At 62.4% G+C, this 17,037-nt stretch carries 16 protein-coding genes; 5 read left to right on the top strand and 11 right to left on the bottom strand.

The genetic code is table 11. The annotated features are described in order from the left end of the window. Window positions 1-5: 5 nt before the first annotated feature. Window positions 6-443 carry a response regulator gene (locus AZKH_RS00065; protein ID WP_015433675.1) on the top strand — a complete coding sequence of 146 codons (438 nt, stop codon included), beginning with the start codon at window positions 6-8 and terminating at the stop codon, window positions 441-443. On the opposite strand, the gene AZKH_RS00060 is transcribed toward AZKH_RS00065, so the two are convergent. Further along, window positions 440-1,336 carry a LysR family transcriptional regulator ArgP gene (locus tag AZKH_RS00060; RefSeq protein ID WP_015433674.1) on the bottom strand — a complete coding sequence of 299 codons (897 nt, stop codon included), beginning with the start codon at window positions 1,334-1,336 and terminating at the stop codon, window positions 440-442. The genes AZKH_RS00065 and AZKH_RS00060 overlap by 4 nt on opposite strands. Before the next feature lie 95 nt (window positions 1,337-1,431). Here AZKH_RS00060 and AZKH_RS00055 point away from each other — a divergent pair, with 95 nt between their 5' ends. Further along, the gene (locus AZKH_RS00055) at window positions 1,432-2,034 is read left to right on the top strand and encodes a LysE/ArgO family amino acid transporter (protein ID WP_015433673.1); all 603 of its coding nucleotides are present in this window, start codon (window positions 1,432-1,434) and stop codon (window positions 2,032-2,034) included. 68 nt (window positions 2,035-2,102) lie between these two features. Then, window positions 2,103-2,477, top strand: coding sequence for a CZB domain-containing protein (locus tag AZKH_RS00050; RefSeq protein ID WP_015433672.1), 375 nt, complete (start codon window positions 2,103-2,105; stop codon window positions 2,475-2,477). Window position 2,478: 1 nt separating this feature from the next. Here the strand turns inward: AZKH_RS00050 and AZKH_RS00045 are convergent, their stop codons facing one another. From AZKH_RS00045 to AZKH_RS00035, 3 genes are read right to left on the bottom strand one after another with little or no spacing between them, the layout of a single operon-like run. Continuing rightward, window positions 2,479-4,191, bottom strand: coding sequence for a diguanylate cyclase (locus tag AZKH_RS00045; protein WP_015433671.1), 1,713 nt, complete (start codon window positions 4,189-4,191; stop codon window positions 2,479-2,481). Between the two features lie 23 nt (window positions 4,192-4,214). Further along, the gene (locus AZKH_RS00040) at window positions 4,215-4,760 is read right to left on the bottom strand and encodes a heme NO-binding domain-containing protein (protein ID WP_015433670.1); all 546 of its coding nucleotides are present in this window, start codon (window positions 4,758-4,760) and stop codon (window positions 4,215-4,217) included. A gap of 48 nt (window positions 4,761-4,808) precedes the next feature. Beyond that, window positions 4,809-5,678 (bottom strand): HDOD domain-containing protein, encoded by an 870-nt coding sequence (locus tag AZKH_RS00035; RefSeq protein WP_015433669.1) that lies wholly within the window; start codon window positions 5,676-5,678, stop codon window positions 4,809-4,811. A 159-nt stretch (window positions 5,679-5,837) separates the two neighbouring features. Here AZKH_RS00035 and AZKH_RS27830 point away from each other — a divergent pair, with 159 nt between their 5' ends. Both AZKH_RS27830 and AZKH_RS00030 read left to right on the top strand, forming a co-directional pair. Next, window positions 5,838-5,963 carry a hypothetical protein gene (locus AZKH_RS27830; protein WP_255345567.1) on the top strand — a complete coding sequence of 42 codons (126 nt, stop codon included), beginning with the start codon at window positions 5,838-5,840 and terminating at the stop codon, window positions 5,961-5,963. Between the two features lie 224 nt (window positions 5,964-6,187). Next, window positions 6,188-7,468 carry a Fic family protein gene (locus AZKH_RS00030; RefSeq protein ID WP_015433668.1) on the top strand — a complete coding sequence of 427 codons (1,281 nt, stop codon included), beginning with the start codon at window positions 6,188-6,190 and terminating at the stop codon, window positions 7,466-7,468. A 27-nt stretch (window positions 7,469-7,495) separates the two neighbouring features. Here the strand turns inward: AZKH_RS00030 and AZKH_RS00025 are convergent, their stop codons facing one another. The 7 genes from AZKH_RS00025 to dnaA form a co-directional block, all read right to left on the bottom strand. Beyond that, window positions 7,496-8,428 (bottom strand): hypothetical protein, encoded by a 933-nt coding sequence (locus AZKH_RS00025; protein WP_015433667.1) that lies wholly within the window; start codon window positions 8,426-8,428, stop codon window positions 7,496-7,498. 70 nt (window positions 8,429-8,498) lie between these two features. Continuing rightward, complete coding sequence (locus tag AZKH_RS00020; protein ID WP_015433666.1) at window positions 8,499-8,933, bottom strand: CBS domain-containing protein; 435 nt, start codon at window positions 8,931-8,933, stop codon at window positions 8,499-8,501. Between the two features lie 471 nt (window positions 8,934-9,404). After that, entirely contained in the window at window positions 9,405-10,067 is a 663-nt protein-coding gene (locus AZKH_RS27140; RefSeq protein ID WP_015433665.1) for a HEPN domain-containing protein, read from the bottom strand. Then, the gene (locus tag AZKH_RS26605) at window positions 10,057-11,235 is read right to left on the bottom strand and encodes a DUF262 domain-containing protein (protein WP_015433664.1); all 1,179 of its coding nucleotides are present in this window, start codon (window positions 11,233-11,235) and stop codon (window positions 10,057-10,059) included. Before AZKH_RS26605 ends, AZKH_RS27140 begins: the two co-directional genes overlap by 11 nt. Before the next feature lie 232 nt (window positions 11,236-11,467). Next, window positions 11,468-13,978, bottom strand: a complete 2,511-nt coding sequence (gene gyrB, locus AZKH_RS00015) for a DNA topoisomerase (ATP-hydrolyzing) subunit B (protein WP_015433663.1) — start codon at window positions 13,976-13,978, stop codon at window positions 11,468-11,470. An 85-nt stretch (window positions 13,979-14,063) separates the two neighbouring features. Then, window positions 14,064-15,167 carry a DNA polymerase III subunit beta gene (gene dnaN, locus AZKH_RS00010; RefSeq protein WP_015433662.1) on the bottom strand — a complete coding sequence of 368 codons (1,104 nt, stop codon included), beginning with the start codon at window positions 15,165-15,167 and terminating at the stop codon, window positions 14,064-14,066. A gap of 115 nt (window positions 15,168-15,282) precedes the next feature. Further along, window positions 15,283-16,716, bottom strand: coding sequence for a chromosomal replication initiator protein DnaA (dnaA, locus tag AZKH_RS00005; RefSeq protein WP_015433661.1), 1,434 nt, complete (start codon window positions 16,714-16,716; stop codon window positions 15,283-15,285). Window positions 16,717-17,037: the final 321 nt, after the last annotated feature.

Below are 17,037 nucleotides of genomic sequence, written 5' to 3'. Positions count from 1 at the left end.
TCAACATGCGTAGAAAAACGATTCTGCTGGTCGAAGACAACCCGCAGGACGAAATGCTGATCCTGCGGGTGCTGAAGAAGGTCAATCTCGCGAACGAGGTCGCCGTCGCACGCGACGGGCAACAGGCGGTCGACTATCTGTTCGGCGAAGGCGAGTTTGTCTCCCGCGCCGGCGCCGAACTGCCCACCGTCGTGCTGCTCGACATCGGCTTGCCGCGCCTGTCAGGCCTCGAAGTGCTCGCGCGGCTGCGCGCGGACCCGCGCACGAAGCTGCTTCCGGTGGTGATCCTGACCTCGTCCGACGAGGAACGAGACCGGCTCAGGAGTTACGAGGTCGGCTGCAATAGCTTCGTGCGCAAACCGCTCGACTTCACCGAATTCGCGGAAAAGGTCGCGCGGCTGGGCGTCTATTGGCTCGCGACCAACGAGCAGCCGCAGAGCTAGCGCCGCAGCGCCTCTCGGGCGACGGTGCGCAATGCCGAGCTCAACGCATTCAACGCCTGCGAGCCCAGCCGCCAGCGGTGCCAATAGAGCGGCACGTCGAGATGCCGGCCGGGCGCGATTTCGACGAGCTCGCCGGCGGCGATCGCCGGCCGCGCGAAGTGCTCGGGCACCATGCCCCAGCCCAGCCCCTGTTTCGCGACGCCGACAAAGCCATGGACGGAGGGCAGGAAATGCGTCGGCGGCTGCAGCGCGTCGCTGGCGAACAGCGCGATGAACTGGTCCTGCAGCCCGTCCTTCAGGTTGAAGCGCAGCATCGGCGCGCGGGCGAGGCTCGCGCCATCGACGCCGCCGGCAAAGCGGCGCGCCACATAGGCCGGTGAGCTCACCGCGAGATAGCGCATCGTCCCGAGCGGCTCGACACTGCATCCCTGGATCGCCGTCGCGCTCGCGCTCACCGCCGCCATCACCGTGCCCTCGCGCAGCAGCGTTGCCGAATAATCTTGATCCTCGACGCGGACATCGAACACGACCGCCGCCTCGTCCGGCATCGCGTCGAACACCGGCAGGAACCAGCTGTCGAGCGAGTCCGCATTCACCGCGATCGGCATCCGCAGCGCCGCGCCGCCGCCCTCCTCCGCGCTGCCCAGCGCGTCCAGCATCTCCGCTTCGAGCATGGCCAGTTCTTCCGTGTAGCGCAGCAGCAGCTTTCCGGCGCCCGTCGGCACACAAGGGCTCGCGCGCTGGACCAGCACCTGGCCGAGCCGCTCCTCGAGCTGCTTGATGCGCTGGCTGATCGCCGAAGGCGTCACATGGAGCTTCCGCGCTGCCGCCTCGAAGGACCCTTCGCGGATCACCATCGCGAAAGCGGCCAACTGCGCGTTGTCGATCTTCATGGATTAGAGAAATTAACGGTTGGTTAAAACGTTTAGTTTTCCTTGCCGATTGTCGCTCGCTAGGCTCGGGTCATCAACCTTGCCCGGGCGCCTTCATGCACACCCCCTTTCTCGCCGGCTTCCTCGCCTGCCTTGCCCTCATCGTCGCCATCGGCGCCCAGAACTCCTTCGTACTGCAGCAAGGCATCCGCCGCGAACACCTGCTCCCGGTCACGCTGATCTGCGCCGCCTCCGACGCCCTGCTGATCGCCGCCGGCATCGCCGGCCTCGGCGCCCTGATCCAGTCCAACCCCCTTCTCCTCACCGCCGCCCGCTACGGCGGCGCAGCCTTCCTCCTCGCCTATGCCTGTCTCGCCGCCCGCCGTGCCTGGCACGGCGAGCGACTCCAGCTCGAAACCGCCGCACCGATGTCGCTCGCCGGCGCCATCGCCACCTGCCTCGGCTTCACCTTCCTGAACCCGCATGTTTATCTCGACACCGTGATCCTGCTCGGCGGGTTGGCGAATCAGCACGGCGAGGGTGGGCGGTGGCTTTTCGGGGTGGGCTCTGCGGCCGCGAGCCTACTGTGGTTCGTCGGGCTCGCCTACGGTGCGCGGCTGCTCGCCCCGCTCTTCACCCGGCCGGCGGCGTGGCGGGTGCTGGATGCGCTTGTCGCCCTGGTCATGGCGGCGCTGGCGTTCAGTCTGATGAATGACTAGGCATTCGGATCGCATCGGTCCGATGCCGCTCGTTTATCATGGCAGCCATTCCATACGGGAACTCCGTAATGAACTTCGATGAGGCGATCCGTTCCCACACCTTCTGGAAGATCACGTTGCGCTGGCTCGTCAACGGCCGCAAGGGGCTCGACGTGGCGATGCTGGGCGATCACCGTGCTTGCGAACTGGGGCGCTGGCTGGTCAGCGAGGCTGACGCGCTGGCGGCATATCCGGCATTCGCCGAGCTGGTGCGCGAGCACGCCGAATTCCATCGCCACGCCGCAGAGATCGCGCGGCTCGCTTCCGAAGGGGCGCTCGAGGAGGCAGGGCGGCTGCTCGCAGCGGACAGCGCCTTCATGCGCACGTCCGAGAGCACGATTGCCGCAATCAAGGCGCTGAAGGCGCAAGCCGCGCCGGGTGGCGACGGCAAGTCCGCCGCCTGACTCACTCCTTCACGAGGCTGCCGCTGCTGATGGTCACCCGGTTGCGTCCATCCTGCTTCGACTGGTAGAGCGCCACATCGGCCGCCTTGACCGTGTCGGCCGCGCCGGCCGCATGAAGGGGATAAGTCGCGACCCCCAATGAAATCGTCACTTGCGGCAGGAAGCCGCCTTCGTGCGGGACCTTGAAGTCCTGCTCCACCCCGCGGCGGATTTCCTCGGCACGCTTGGCTGCACCGTCGAAATTGGCCCCCGTGAGGATGAGGATGAACTCCTCGCCGCCGTAACGGCATGGAATGTCCTCGCTGCGCACGTGGGTGCGCAGGAATTCGCCGAGCCCCCTGAGCAAGGCGTCCCCGGCCTGATGCCCGTACGCGTCGTTGAATTTCTTGAAGTGGTCGACGTCGAGCATGATCACGCTGCATGGGCGCTGGGTGCGGTTCGTGCGCGCGATTTCGCGGGCCAGCGACTCTTCCATGTGGCGCCGGTTGTACAGGCCCGTCAATGCGTCGCGGATCGACTGCTGGCGCAGGTTCTCCTGCAGCTTGAGGTTGGCGATCGACAGGCTGATCGGCTCGCTCGCCGAATGGATCAGCTGGCGCCGCACGTTCGCGAAATCCGGGTCCTCGCGGTCGTCCGTCGGTACGCCGTGCAGATGCAGCAGGCCGTGCAGCTCTCCTTGCGTTCCGAGCGGGATGCAGACGTACTGGCAACCTGGCGGGTGGGGGTTGTCGCGGACATGAGCACAGGCCGTGTCGAGCGCGGTGCAGTCATGCTCGTGCACGCGCGCGCGGCGCAGGCCCCAGCAATCCGTGCGGGTGAACTCGTGGCCCGGCACGTCGGCGTTTTCGCCCCAGGCCGCGACCACCCGGAAGTTGCCCGAATCGTCATCGAGCAGCGCGAGCGAGCCGCTTTCGCCCGGGAAGAGCTTGGATAGCGAATCCGCGATCACGTGGTGCGTCTCATCGACCGAATGACATGCCTGAAGCATGTCGCCCATCGTGTTCAGCAGATGCATCTGGCGGTTGTGCGCTTCGAGCCGGCGGACCATGGCCTTGAGCTGGCCGTTGGTGTCGCGCACCTGTTCCTCGGCCTTGCGGCGCTCGCCGATTTCCTTCTGCAGGTCGCTGTTGGCAATTTCCAGCTCAAGCGTGCGCTGGCGTACCCGATCTTCGAGTTCCTCGTTGGCGCGTTGCAGCTCCTTCTGCGCCTCGCGCCGCTCGGCGACCTCCTTCTTCAGGCGGTCCGCCATGCCCTTCACGTCGTTGATCGTGTTGGTCTTGGTTTGCAGCAGGATCAGGAAGTCGACCGCCGAATCGTGAATGGCGAAATCCTTCAGCGTGAGCCCGATGCCGGACACCGAACTCATCTCGCGCACGACCGGCGAGCCGAGGAACAGCATCCGCTCGATGCCGTCCTCCTGCGTCCGCAACATCTGGCCCTTCAGCTTGAAGCGCTTGTCGAGCGCTTCGAGAAAGAACACCGTGAACGACTGCTGGTCGATCGCCGCGTACTCGAATGGAATGTTCGGCGTGACGATTCGCAGATAGCTCGCGACCGGATGGCCGATCTCGACGTCGGGCAGCAGTTTCTGTAGCGTCGGCCCGATCTGCTGGATCGTCAGATCGGGCGCGAACGAGAAGTGGAAGGGAAAGACCGCGCGCAATGCGTCGGCATTCAGGCCGTGCCCGGTCGGCGGCTGGGTCCTCGAATCCATCGCGGCGGTCTAGGCGGACAGGCTCAGGCGGGTTGGTGCCTGACCAGGAATTCGTCATACGCAAGGCCATCTTCCTTGCCGCGCAGACGCGTGATGTCGACCTTGGTGTTGAAGTGCTTGCCGAGGCCGCGCACGAGACCCAGGATCATCGGGTGCAGGCCGTCGCGCTTCGAATGGTATTGCAGCTTGAACTCGCCCGGCGTTTCGTCGGTGACGATGAACGACGGCGGCGCGAGGTCCGGCATCATCTGCTCGACTCGGGTGTGCAGGTCGTTGAGGTTCTTGACGAAGCCGACGAAGGAGTCGCCCGACATCTCGAACAGTTCGCCGTAGGTGCGAACGGTGAAGTCGACCCAGAATTCGCCGAAGGCTTCCAGCACCTGTGCGGGCTGGGCGCCGAGCACGGCACAGGCGCCGCCGACCAGGCCCACGGTCACGTCGTCGGGGTACTGGTCCATCGCGATGAACACATCGTCGGTCCCCGCATGTTCGCGGATCGCTTCCCACTTTTCCTCGCCGTAGTGGGTTAGCACCATTTCGCGGACCGCCTGATTCACCAAACCGTACATAGCAACTCCTCCGTGCTCAGAAATGTTCGCCGGGAAGGCGAAACGTCGTCAATGTGCGCCGCCCATTGCGCGGGCGGCGGACTGGAAATGCCCGACCTGCGCGACGATGCGGCCGGCAAGACCGGATACCTCGTCGCCACTCAGGTCGAGTTGTTGTTCAAACAGGAATTCGAGCCCCAGCCGGTCGAGCGACAGGGGCGCGAATGGATGCTCGCGCCCGGCATAGAGCACGTCGGTGACTTCGACAAAGCGTGCGAGCTTTTCCGCGCCGAACACCACCGCAGCGAGTGAGTCCGGATCGATGTCGTCGCGGTGATGATCGGCAAGGGCCTCGACGATGGCCGCCGGTGCGCGCCAGTGCGTGAGGAGGTCGGCCGCGAGGCGCGCGTGAGTGGTCCCGGTCAGCCGCTCCTCGGCCTGTTCCGGAGCAAGATCGTCGTTCAGGGCGCTCGCCACGGTGCGCGCGATGCTGCCGGGTGCCGCCATCTCTTCGACGAGGTAGCCCAGATCGTGGACGAGGCCGGCCAGATAGGCCGTCGCCGGATCGGGATGTCGTTTCACGTGCGCGATTTCCTGCGCCGCGGCTGCCATGGCGAGGCTGTGCAGCCAGACGTCTTCCGCCAGACCCGGCGGCAGTTGCCGGCTCAGCGGATGGCCGAACAGCAATCCAATCGCCAGCTGCCGCGTACGTGCGAGGCCGATGCGGCGAATCGCCTGCATGGTGTCGGTCAGCTCCGGTCCGCTCCGCCGGTAGGCCACCGAATTCGCGATCGCGACCAGACGGATCGACACCTGCGGTTCGCTGGCGCTGATCTTCAGCAACCGCCGTTCGGCATCCGCATCGTCGAGCGACATCGACAGCAGATCGTGCACAAGCGGCGAGATCGGCGGAATCTTGTCGATGTTGATCGGGAGCATGGCGCTTCGCAATATGAAGTTCGACCGATGAGGGATGACGGCGCGCGAACTCCGGTGCCGCCATTCTGACTGTGGACTATATCAATAGTTGGATGTCGACAAATGAAATTTCCATAATGTAACTGGTGCAGCTCTTCTAATTTTACCGATGGCCCGGCATTGACTTCGCCGCCCTGCTGGGCGGCCGGCGAGGGCTGGAATCCCGGCACCGATCCGCAGGCCTTCATCGCCGCCGACCTCGCCGGCGAACTGATTTCGCAGCCGGGGCCTCGGCCGAAATTGTGATTCCATCGCCGCCACCGGCTGATGGGCGGCGCGCGCACGGTCCTCAATGGCGACGCGGGACGAAACGGTCGGTGGTGTACGCAGACCGCGGGTTGGGATGTTCCGAAATTTCGGCAGAGAGATCGGCGTAAACATCGGCGAAATATAGCGTTCTTATAAATCTAACTACTTGATGACTAGATGTTTATAATCGGATGAAACATCGGCAATAAACTAGGCAAAAAATGATCGAGCTATACGACGACCCGTCGCAGATGGAACCGCTGGTCATCGATAGCTCCCGGCCTGTCTACAACTCGCTGGTCGGGTTCGCTCACGAGTTGTCGGAAGCCTCAGCTTGCCTCGATGCCGCACTGGTTCCCGCGACCGCGAGAAGTCTCTCCGAGCTTGTCTCCGGGATGAACTGTTACTACTCGAACTTGATCGAGGGCCATCACACCCTGCCGATCGATATCGAGAAGGCGCTGTTCGAGGTGAAGGCGGAGATGGAGCAGAAGGACTTGCAGAGTCTCGCATTTGCTCACATCGAGGCAGACCGATGGGCCAAGTTCCAGTCGCTCGATAAGGATTCCTTGCCGCCCTTCCTCCTTGAGGTTCACCGGCGTTTCTGCGAGCACTTGCCGGAGGAAATGCTCAAGCTGAAGGACGGCAGCTTCATGGAGCCCGGAAGATTCCGCGAGAGGGACGTCCACGTCGGCATACACCTCGCACCCAGAGCGGACACGCTCGATCGTTTTCTGGAGCGCTTCGCAAGGATCTACGGCCAGCGCCTTGAATGGTCGAAAAAGGGCGGAATCAGCAAGCTGGACGGCATTCTTGCGGCGTTCGCGGCCCATCATCGCCTCGTGTGGATTCACCCCTTCCTCGACGGAAACGGTCGTGTCGCGCGGATCGCCATCGACGCGATGCTCCGCGAATGCGGAGTCAATGGCGCGTCCCTCTGGTCAATGTCCCGAGGGTTCGCGAAGACCGCCGACGAGTACAAGGCCAAACTGGCCGGGGCCGACGAGCCTCGAATGGGCGATCTCGACGGGCGCGGGAATCTGTCCGAAAAGCGCTTGGCGGAGTTTTGCGAGTACGCGATGCAAACTGCTGTCGATCAGGCCAGGTTCATGGCCCGGATGTTTGCACTCGACAACTTCAGGTTTCGAGCCGAGCATTTTTTCCGGAGGGTGCGCTTCGATCTCAAGCCCGAGTCTGCCTACCTCTTCATCCATGCGTTCAGTACCGGCGAGTTCGAGCGCATGGAGGCAAGCCGCATCACCGGCCTCCCGGAGAGGACAGCCAGGGATGTGCTCAATGCGCTCGTCCTCGAAGGATTTCTCGTCTCGGACACCCCACGCGGCAAGGTTCGAGTCGGCTTCCCCATGCATGCCCTCGGCTCCCTCTTGCCCAACCTCTATCCGGCAGGCGATCTGGACGTAGATCCCGAGGCGCTGAGACAACTCGTCAAAGCCAGGACAGCCGCGAGAAAGCCCCCGGCGCCAAGGACGAAGCTCAAATAACGAGCAAAGTCCGAATCGTCGCGGCAGTCACCGCGGAATCCGCCCCCGTTCCCGATAGAACGTGATCCGCTCGATATACTCCCGCGTGCTCTTCGGCATCGGCGTGCGGGCGCGCACGAGATAGAAGATCAGCAAGCGTCCGGCCTCGATCAGTTGGAGGCCGTCGGCGTGGCTGTGCAGGCGCCGTCCGGTAGGGCGCCCCCGGCCGTCCGTTCCGTGGCCGTGCGCGAAGCCGGTGAGCCGCTCGCCCGCGGTGACGAACTTCGTCCACACATCGAAAATGTCCCGATCGGTCCGCAGCGTCTCGCACTTCAGGCGCGCCGCCGCCGCAAATTCCCTCACTGCCGGCCCAATCCCTTCGAAGACGGGAATGCAGCCGAAATTCTCGATCATGCTGTCCGCGATCCGGTCGATGTCGCGCATGCATTGGCCGATCTTGATGTAGCGGCCCTCGTAAAACTCTTCCACTGGCAGCGAGTAGGCCCGGAAAGGCTCGCCCCACAGCTCGTCGATCCCTTCCTCGCCGCTGCGATGCAGGACCAGGCGCCCGAGTTCCAGCGCCTCCATCAGACAGTTGCCGCATTCCTGCACCAGCGGGTAGTCGGTCAGGATTTCCACGCCGTCCGCCTGCAGTTCCACCAGGTGGCGGAAGATGTCCGTCGCCCGATTGAACAGCGCCCCCGCCAACATGCCGCCCTTGATGCGGCGAGCGGCGGGGTCCGTCTCGGCCTCGTAGGCCGCGCGCGCGTCGGCGAGACGCGCACCGGGGACGTTCAGGCCGTGTTCCGTGTGATTGAAGAGGCGCCGGGTCAGCGCCTCGATCAGGTTCTTCTTGGCGTGCAAGGAGTCCGCGGGCAGCGGATAGGTCTTGACCCAGTAGCCGCAGTAGAAGACCCGCTCCTGCCGGTCGATGATCCGCCGCGTACCCTCCGGCGGCGAATCCTCGCCCGGCGACTGCATCAAACGAATAACTGGTCCGTTGCTGTCCATGAAGAAACCACTCGTGTTTCATGCGGCGCTGCGACCCGCGTCAGAGGATGACTGTGAGTTCCTCGCGACGCACCAGATCGTGCCCCAACTGCAGACCATCGATGTCGAGCGCATCATGCGCGGCAAGCAACCCGACCGGGATCCCGTTGTCGTCCACCACCGGCATGTGACGGAACCCGCCTTCATACATCAGATGCAAGGCGTGACCGAAAGGCTTGTCCTCATGGATCGTCTGCACGCTCGTCGTCATGACGCTCTCGACCGACGTCGCCGCTGGATCGAGACCCAGAGAAACGACCCGGAACACAATATCCCGTTCCGTCACGATGCCGAGCAACATTCCCTTCTCCACGACCAGCACGGCCGAGGATCTCATCTCCCGCATGATGATCGACGAATTCCGGATCGTGCTGCCGGGCGAGACCGTAGGGAATGGGCGTTGACCGATGACTTCGCGAATGGGGCGGTATGGCATGGCATGTCTCCTCGCTATCGAAGGATGAAGACGACAGTCTTTCTGCCAGCCGTTCTGGAATGCGAACACCAAGCAGACACGGCGTCGGCTCAGGCGGAAAGACGTCCTGAACGAGCGATGACCGCAAGGTGTTGGTTCGGGAGCATCTGGGGATTACACGATTGCGGCAATCGACGCTCGGGGGAAGTCACGCAAGTTACGGGCCTTTGTTACCTGGGGCGAAAAAGGAAATTAAAACAATGCTATGTGCTGTCTCGGCATTTTCGTGGAACTGTTACTTGCACCAGCGTTGGGATAACGGGACGCATTGAGCGCCAAATGAGTGCGCTTGGTCGGGTATTTCGAGGTGGACGTTGATGCATCAACAAAACCGCGGGCGACTTGCCGCAACGAGCGGCTTCGGGTATTTGCATGGCGATGCTGACAGTGCTCGCTGACGTGACGACGATGCCCTTTTTTTCCTCATAGATCCTAGAGGTCGAGGAATCTATCCACACACTCCGCGACGACGACGGCAGATCGAACCCACTCAATGCCGTCTTCGGGGCCCGGCGGCGTCGTCCCCTTAAGTGCATGGGCGGCTGCGTGCCTAGCCTCCACCAATTGTTGCAGTCCTGAAAGTACGCGGCGGCGGTCCTCCCCACACGCTTCCATAAATCCGTACAAGCTGCGCCCGTTTGAATCAAAAGCGCGCACAACAGCATCGATTCTGTCTGGTGCGCTCGTTCCTTCCCCGAATATCCCAAAATCAGAGAAGTAGGACCAATTTGATGGATTCTCGACGGCGCTTCCACAGCAACGAACGAATCGGATTAGCGCGTCACAGTCGGACGCCTCAACTTGGTTCCGGCGGGTAAACGCCGTTGCCCGTTCCTCCATCTTGAGTGCGATGTGCCGCAGCAGGTAACGCTGCCGCCCTTGGCTAAGTTCTTGCCATGATTGTTCATTAAAACTGCTGCAGAATTCCTCAAGAACATCATTCATATACCGCTCGAGTGCAGCACAGGCTAGCACTATCGCGCATTTGGCGTACATTGAGGCATTTCGAGGATCCTGCGATCCTTGGGCGGAATTCAAGAGGGAGGACACCTCTTCCATTCGGAAGCGGAAATCCTCCAAGGAATTACTCGGCATCGCCAATTTCCATTGTCGGAGCCAAAGGAATTCTTGCTGAATATGGCAATTGGGCTCCAAGATTCTTAAGTGATTCGTTCCACTTAAAAAGCCTGTACTCCATTCGAGTCTTGTCGGCAGTAGCTCTGCTAACACAATCACTAAATCGTTGATCGTTCACACAGAGTTCGATGAACTGAGCCTCAATTTCGGTGGAATGAGTCTCGATCCAATTCGGATTAGCGCCTTCCATTACGATCATCTGGACGTCGAAAACAGCGCGATTTAGTGAATTATCCCATTCAGTTCCGCCCTTGTCGTTGTGTTGCGCGCGCCTGAATGGATGGCCCGGAAAAGCACGCGATACCGCATCGACGGCTGCCAAAAAAGAGTTACACATCTCGGTCAATTCCTGTTGGCTCGGGTTCCGGTGAGCTTTCATATAGGAATTGAGCAGTGTTTTCAGTGGCGGGGAATAATTTGGAAGTGCATCCCGGATGGCAAAGAAGCGAAGTATCAGTTCGCAGTCGTTCATTCGATTATCAGGTTCTTCCTTCCCAAGCAAGGCAAGCCATGAGGGATGTTTGGCAAGCTCATGGAGCAAATCATTTAGAGCTCCACGGAATACGCAGTGTCTAACTTCTTGTGCGTTGAGAGGTAGTCCTCCGGTATTTAGTCGCTCAAAGACCTCGAATCGGATTTCTGAGTCGCTCTTTGCCGATATCACTAAACAACGAAGGGTTCGGTTGTTGATAATTCGCTGTTGGCGCTCTGTCAGGTCGGCGAATCGTCTGCCGTTAAGCTCATGCAAAACGTCCAAGCCATTCAACGGAAAGGAATTCTCAACGTAATCCTTCAAGGCTAGAAGTCTCTGCTGACCATCGACGACGACCTTCGTCCCATCATCATCTTCGGCAAAGAAGAGATTGGGAATTGGAATGTTCAACAGTATTGATTCGACAAATTTGCTCTTCCGCCGTCTATCCCAAACAGCATTTCGCTGGAAGGTGGGGCGCGCCATAAGCTCCTTCTCGCGGATCTCGGCAACGAGCGTCTTGACAGGAGGATCATATGGACTTGCGAAGAACTCTCGCTCTGGTGGTAGATGAGTCCATTCTGCGGCAGACTTACCCTCTTCATCAGCGAACAGGATCTCCTGCGAGAAGTCGTCATGCTTGTCTTTTGTCATAAGCTTCCCCCGAGCGGAAATTACATTGCATTGGAGTTGCATGGTAAACGACAAAACGCGTCTTTGGGGATGTCGAACTACTTGAGCATGTTTTCGCGTTCCCTATGGGCAGTCGTCGGCAGTAGAGAAAGAACTTCAGACAGTGAGTAGCCGCGAAATGCAAAAGGGCTCCAAACGGAGCCCTTTTTCCTAATGCGACACGAATCCTGTCTCGTGTCCTATGCAAGAAAAATCAAACGTCAATATTCCTCGCATACAACGCATTCCCCTCAATAAACGCCCGCCGTGGCTCGACGTCATCCCCCATCAACGTCGTAAAGATCTCATCCGCAGCAATCGCGTCATCGATCTGCACCCTCAGTAGCCGACGCACAACGGGGTCCATCGTGGTTTCCCACAGCTGCTCGGGGTTCATCTCGCCGAGACCCTTATAGCGCTGCTTGGTCAGGCCGCGTTCGACTTCGTTGAGTAGCCAGCGGATGGCTTCGGCGAAGCGGGTGACGGCCTGGCTCTTTTCGCCGCGGCGGATGGTGGCGCCGGGGCCCATCAGGTCGGCGATGGCGGCACTCGCGGTGCGGATGCTGCGGTAATCGCCGGAGCGGACGAAGGGGTCGTCGAGCCAGCCGAGCTTGCGGTTGCCGTGGTGCATGCGCTCGATCGCGAGCTGCCAGGTTTCCGTTTCGTCGTGGTATTCGGCGCGCAGGCGCACGTCGTCGGGGAGATGCGGCTGGATGCGTTCGATGCTCGCGTTGGCGGCGGCTTCGTCGTCGAGGCTGACCTCGATGTCGTGGGCGAGCATTGCGTGCAACACGGCGGGATCGATGTAGCCGGCGAGGCGGTTGATGACGGCTTCGGCGAGCAGGTAGCTGCGCGCGAGGCCGCCGAGGGTTTCGTCGCCGATCGGGGCGGCGCCTTCGCGCGGGATCAGCGTCGCGCCGTCGAGGGCGAGCTTCAGCATGTGCTGGTTGAGCTCGTTGTCGTCCTTGATGTAGAGCTCGGTCTTGCCGTGCTTGATCTTGTAGAGCGGCGGCTGGGCGATGTAGATGTGGCCGCGCTCGACGAGCTCGGGCATCTGACGGTAGAAGAAGGTCAGCAGCAGCGTGCGGATGTGGGCGCCGTCGACGTCCGCGTCGGTCATGATGATGATGCGGTGGTAGCGCAGTTTTTCCGGCTTGTAGTCTTCCTTGCCGATGCCGGTGCCGAGCGCGGTGATCATCGTCGCGATTTCCTGGCTCTGCAGCAGCTTGTCGAAGCGCGCCTTCTCGACGTTGAGGATCTTGCCCTTCAGCGGCAGGATCGCCTGGAACTTGCGGTCGCGGCCCTGCTTGGCGGAGCCGCCTGCGGAGTCACCCTCGACGAGGTAGATTTCGCACAGCGCGGGATCCTTCTCCTGGCAGTCGGCGAGCTTGCCGGGCAGGCCAACGCCGTCGAGCAGGCCCTTGCGGCGCGTCATCTCGCGCGCCTTGCGGGCGGCGTCGCGGGCGCGGGCGGCTTCGACGATCTTCGCGCAGATGGTCTTCGCGTCGATCGGGTTTTCCTGCAGGAAGTCGGTGAGCTTGTTGGCGACGACTTCCTCGACGGCGGGGCGCGCTTCGCTGGAGACCAGCTTCATCTTGGTCTGGCTCGCGAACTTCGGGTCAGGCATCTTCACCGACAACACGCAGGCGAGGCCTTCGCGCATGTCGTCGCCGGTGATGTCGACCTTAGCCTTCTTGGCGATCTCGTGTTCTTCGATGTACTTGTTGATGACCCGCGTCATCGCAGCGCGCAGCCCCGTGAGGTGGGTGCCGCCGTCGGCCTGCGGGATGTTGTTGGTGTAGCACAGCACCTGTTCGGCGTAGCTGTCGTTCCACTGCATCGCGACCTCGACGCCCAGCTCGGCGTCGTGGCCGTGGCCGGTCGGGATGCGCGTGGTGCCTTCGGCGTAGAACACGGTCGGATGCAGCACGCTCTTGGTGCGGTTGATGTATTCGACGAAGCCCTTCACGCCGCCGGCGAAGGCGAAGTCCTCCTCCTTGCCGAAGCGCTGGTCGATGAGGCGGATCTTGACGCCGTTGTTGAGGAACGAAAGCTCGCGCAGGCGCTTTGCGAGGATGTCGTAGTGGTATTCGATGGTGCCGAAGATTTCCTCGTCGGCGAGGTAATGCACCTCGGTGCCGCGCTTGCTCGTCTCGCCGAGGACCTTCAGCGGGCTCACCTCGATGCCGTCGACGACGTCGATCACGCGATCCTGCGGCACGCCGCGGTGGAACTCCATGAAGTGCTTCTTGCCGTCGCGGCGCACCGTCAGGCGCAGCCACTTCGATAGCGCGTTCACGCACGAGACGCCGACGCCGTGCAGGCCGCCGGACACCTTGTAGCTGTTCTGGTTGAACTTGCCGCCGGCGTGCAGCACGCACATCACGATTTCAGCGGCCGAGCGCTTGGGCTCGTGCTTGTCGTCCATCTTCACGCCGACCGGGATGCCGCGGCCGTTGTCGGACACGGAGATCGAGTTGTCGGGGTGGATGGTGATGACGATGTCGTCGCAGTGGCCGGCCAGCGCCTCGTCGATCGAGTTGTCGACGACCTCGAACACCATGTGGTGCAGGCCGGTGCCGTCGGAGGTGTCGCCGATGTACATGCCGGGACGCTTGCGCACGGCTTCCAGACCTTCGAGCTGCTGGATGCTCGATTCGTCGTAGGCGCCGGAGCCGGCGGCGGGGACAGGGGCGGACTGAGGCAGGTTTTGCGGTTCGGACATCGTCTATCTCGGGTGATTCATCAAAGAACACGCCCCGGGAGGGCCCGGGGCGGAGGGCACACAGCCGGCGGTGCGCCGGCCGGCGTCAGATTCGCATCGGCATGACCACGTACTTGAATTGGTCGTTGCCCGGGAGCGTCACCAGCGCGCTCGAATTGCCGTCGTTGAAGCGCCATTCGATATGGTCTTCATGGGTGTTGTTGAGCACGTCGAGCAGGTAGGTGACGTTGAAGCCGATGTCGAGCGGATCGCCGTGGTAATCGACTTCGAGCTCTTCCTGGGCTTCTTCCTGTTCGGCGTTGGTGCTGGCGATCTTCAGGCTGCCGTCGCCGAGCACGAGGCGCACGCCGCGGAACTTGTCGTTGGTCAGGATCGCGACGCGCGACAGCGTCGCGAGGAGCGGCGCGCGTTCGAAGGTGATCATCTTCGGATGGTTCTGCGGGATCACGCGCTCGTAGTCGGGGAACTTGCCGTCGATGAGTTTCGACACCAGCTCGATCGGGCCGAAGCGGAACACGACCTGGTTGCCGGCGAGGATCACTTCGACCGGGTCTTCGGTGTCGGCGAGCTGGCGCGCGAGTTCCATCACGGTCTTGCGCGGCAGGATCGCTTCGGCGCGTGCCAGTTCGACGGGCAGGGCGCTCGCAGCGAAGGCGAGGCGGTGGCCGTCGGTCGCGACCATCCGGAGTTCCGTGCCGGCGACGATCAGCAGCAGGCCGTTGAGGTAGTAGCGGATGTCCTGCTGGGCCATCGCGTAGGCGACCTGCGCGAGCTGGCGCTTGAACTGCTTCTGGCTCACCGTGAAGCGCGTCGCCTCGGCTTCGGGCAGGTTCATGCGCGGGTAGTCCGCGGCGGGCAGGGTCTGCAGCGCGAAGCGGCTGCGGCCGGCCTTGACCGTCAGGCGCTTGTCGTCGAGCGTCAGCGTCACTTCGCCGGCGGGCAGCGCGCGCAGGATGTCCTGCAGCTTCTTCGCCGCAACCGTGATCGAAGCATCCTCGCCACCGATGTGCCCGCCCGTCGTCGTGCGGATCTGGATCTCGATATCCGTCGCAAGCATCGTGAGCTGGTCGCCCCGCTTCTCGATCAGCACGTTCGACAGGATCGGCAGGGTGTGGCGCTTTTCGACAATGCCGGCGACCGACTGCAGCGGTGCAAGGATCGCGTCGCGGTTGGTGTTGAGCAGAAGCATGGCGTCAGAGTCTTCCGAGTGGGTTATACGGGTTGCGCGGACGGCGCGTGCAGGAGGTGCTGTCTACAAATAGGGGAGAGATAGGCAGAGGCAGGGCGCATCGCAGCTCGCAGGCTCATCCGCGCAGGACCTGCGTGAGGACGTGCACGTCGTGGTTGAGCTGGTGATCGCCGAGGCGCAGCTCGGTGATCGTGCGGCAGGCGTGCAGCACCGTCGTGTGATCGCGTCCGCCGAAGGCTTCGCCGATCGCCGGCAGCGACATCGGCGTGAGTTCCTTCGCGAGCCACATCGCGACCTGGCGCGGACGGGCGATCACGCGCGTGCGCTTCTTCGAGTGCATGTCGGCGATCTTGATCTTGTAGTAGTCGGCGACCGTCTTCTGGATGTGTTCGATCGTGAGCTGGCGGTTGTGCGCGTTGAGGAGGTCCTTCAGCGCCTCCTTCGCGACTTCGAGCGAGATGCCGCGGCCGTGGAAGCGCGCGAAGGCGACGACCTTGTTGAGCGCGCCTTCGAGCTCGCGCACGTTCGAGCGCAGGTTCTTCGCGATCAGGAAGGCGACATCGTCGTGCAGGTCGACGCGCAGCGCCTCGGCCTTCTTCTGCAGGATCGCGACGCGCATCTCGAGCTCGGGCGGTTCGATCTGCACCGTCAGGCCCCAGTCGAAGCGCGAGATCAGGCGGTCTTCGAGGCCCTGGATGTCCTTCGGGTAGGTGTCGCAGGTGATGACGATCTGCTTCCTCGCCTCGGTCAGCGCGTTGAAGGCGTGGAAGAACTCTTCCTGCGTCCGGTTCTTGTTGTTGAAGAACTGGATGTCGTCGATCAGCAGGAGGTCGAGCGAGCGGTAGTAGCGCTTGAAGGCGTCGAAGCTCTTCTGCTGGTAGGCGCGCACGACGTCGGCGTAGTAGTCCTCGACGTGTACGTAGCGGATCACCGCGCGCGGGTTGTGGCGGTAGACGGCGTTGCCGATCGCGTGCACCAAGTGGGTCTTGCCGAGGCCGACGCCGCCGTAGACGAACAGCGGGTTGTAGGACGTACCCGGGTTCTGCGCGACCTGCATCGCGGCGGCGCGGGCGAGGTCGTTCGCGCGGCCGGTGACCAGCGTGTCGAAGGTGAAGTCGGGGTTGAGGCGTGTCTTCTCGTAGGCGAGTTCAGACGGGCCATTGGCCGGTTCCGGCTCGCTGCGCGTGATGATCGCCGGCGCGGCGACCGGGCGGGCGGCGCTCGCGGGCGCTGCGTCGCCATTCGCGGCCGGGGTCGCAGCGGTCGCGGGCTTGGGCGCCGCGGCGCGCGTGGCTCCGCCGGCGGGCAGCGTGAGTTCGAGCTTCAGCGGTTCGCCGTGAAACTCCTCGCCCAGTTCCTCGATGCGGCGAATGTAACGCTCGCGCACCCATTGCATGACGAAACGATTGGGCGCGAGCAGGCGCAGCGCCGGTTCGGGCGCGGGCGTGTCCTCTGCTGCCTGCAGGGTCTTGATCCAGGTATTGAACTGCTGCTGGGGCAGCTCGGTTTCAAGACGCGACAGGCAGAAGGACCAGAAGTCTTGGCTCACGGACTGAGGGGACGTTGCTTGTGGCACGGTTTGTCGATACGCGCCCGGCTCCATGCAACACCATGGCGGCGGGCTGGATACGGCAGCTTGGTATAAGGTTCGGAATGCTTCGGCCGGTCGCACAGCGCAAACGCCGGTGCACGGCGGCACATGGCGGATTTGCGGCTGGGGTGCGGCAGAAAGCGGAACCTGTGGATTCTACTCGCAGGGGGCGAAGTTATCCACAGGTTCATTCAAAAATTGTGCTTGACAAACAGGATATTATCCAATTAAATCTCCGGTTTGACCCAAACTCTGGCAGACCGAAATGAAACGCACCTA

It is taken from the genome of Azoarcus sp. KH32C (assembly GCF_000349945.1).
Classification (GTDB): Bacteria; Pseudomonadota; Gammaproteobacteria; order Burkholderiales; family Rhodocyclaceae; genus Aromatoleum.
Note: the sequence above shows the minus strand (reverse complement) of the source record. Positions and strands in the feature narration are given on the sequence as shown.

Excerpts from the sequence above, each read along its gene's own strand:
- AZKH_RS00020 (WP_015433666.1), bottom strand. The coding sequence starts at position 8,933 with ATGCCATACCGCCCCATTCGCGAAGTCATCGGTCAACGCCCATTCCCT.
- AZKH_RS00055 (WP_015433673.1), top strand. The coding sequence starts at position 1,432 with ATGCACACCCCCTTTCTCGCCGGCTTCCTCGCCTGCCTTGCCCTCATC.
- AZKH_RS00050 (WP_015433672.1), top strand. The coding sequence starts at position 2,103 with ATGAACTTCGATGAGGCGATCCGTTCCCACACCTTCTGGAAGATCACG.
- AZKH_RS00045 (WP_015433671.1), bottom strand. The coding sequence starts at position 4,191 with ATGGATTCGAGGACCCAGCCGCCGACCGGGCACGGCCTGAATGCCGAC.
- AZKH_RS00025 (WP_015433667.1), bottom strand. The coding sequence starts at position 8,428 with ATGCAGTCGCCGGGCGAGGATTCGCCGCCGGAGGGTACGCGGCGGATC.
- AZKH_RS00060 (WP_015433674.1), bottom strand. The coding sequence starts at position 1,336 with ATGAAGATCGACAACGCGCAGTTGGCCGCTTTCGCGATGGTGATCCGC.
- AZKH_RS26605 (WP_015433664.1), bottom strand. The coding sequence starts at position 11,235 with ATGACAAAAGACAAGCATGACGACTTCTCGCAGGAGATCCTGTTCGCT.
- AZKH_RS00035 (WP_015433669.1), bottom strand. The coding sequence starts at position 5,678 with ATGCTCCCGATCAACATCGACAAGATTCCGCCGATCTCGCCGCTTGTG.
- AZKH_RS00040 (WP_015433670.1), bottom strand. The coding sequence starts at position 4,760 with ATGTACGGTTTGGTGAATCAGGCGGTCCGCGAAATGGTGCTAACCCAC.
- gyrB (WP_015433663.1), bottom strand. The coding sequence starts at position 13,978 with ATGTCCGAACCGCAAAACCTGCCTCAGTCCGCCCCTGTCCCCGCCGCC.
- AZKH_RS00030 (WP_015433668.1), top strand. The coding sequence starts at position 6,188 with ATGATCGAGCTATACGACGACCCGTCGCAGATGGAACCGCTGGTCATC.
- AZKH_RS00065 (WP_015433675.1), top strand. The coding sequence starts at position 6 with ATGCGTAGAAAAACGATTCTGCTGGTCGAAGACAACCCGCAGGACGAA.
- AZKH_RS27140 (WP_015433665.1), bottom strand. The coding sequence starts at position 10,067 with ATGCCGAGTAATTCCTTGGAGGATTTCCGCTTCCGAATGGAAGAGGTG.
- dnaN (WP_015433662.1), bottom strand. The coding sequence starts at position 15,167 with ATGCTTCTGCTCAACACCAACCGCGACGCGATCCTTGCACCGCTGCAG.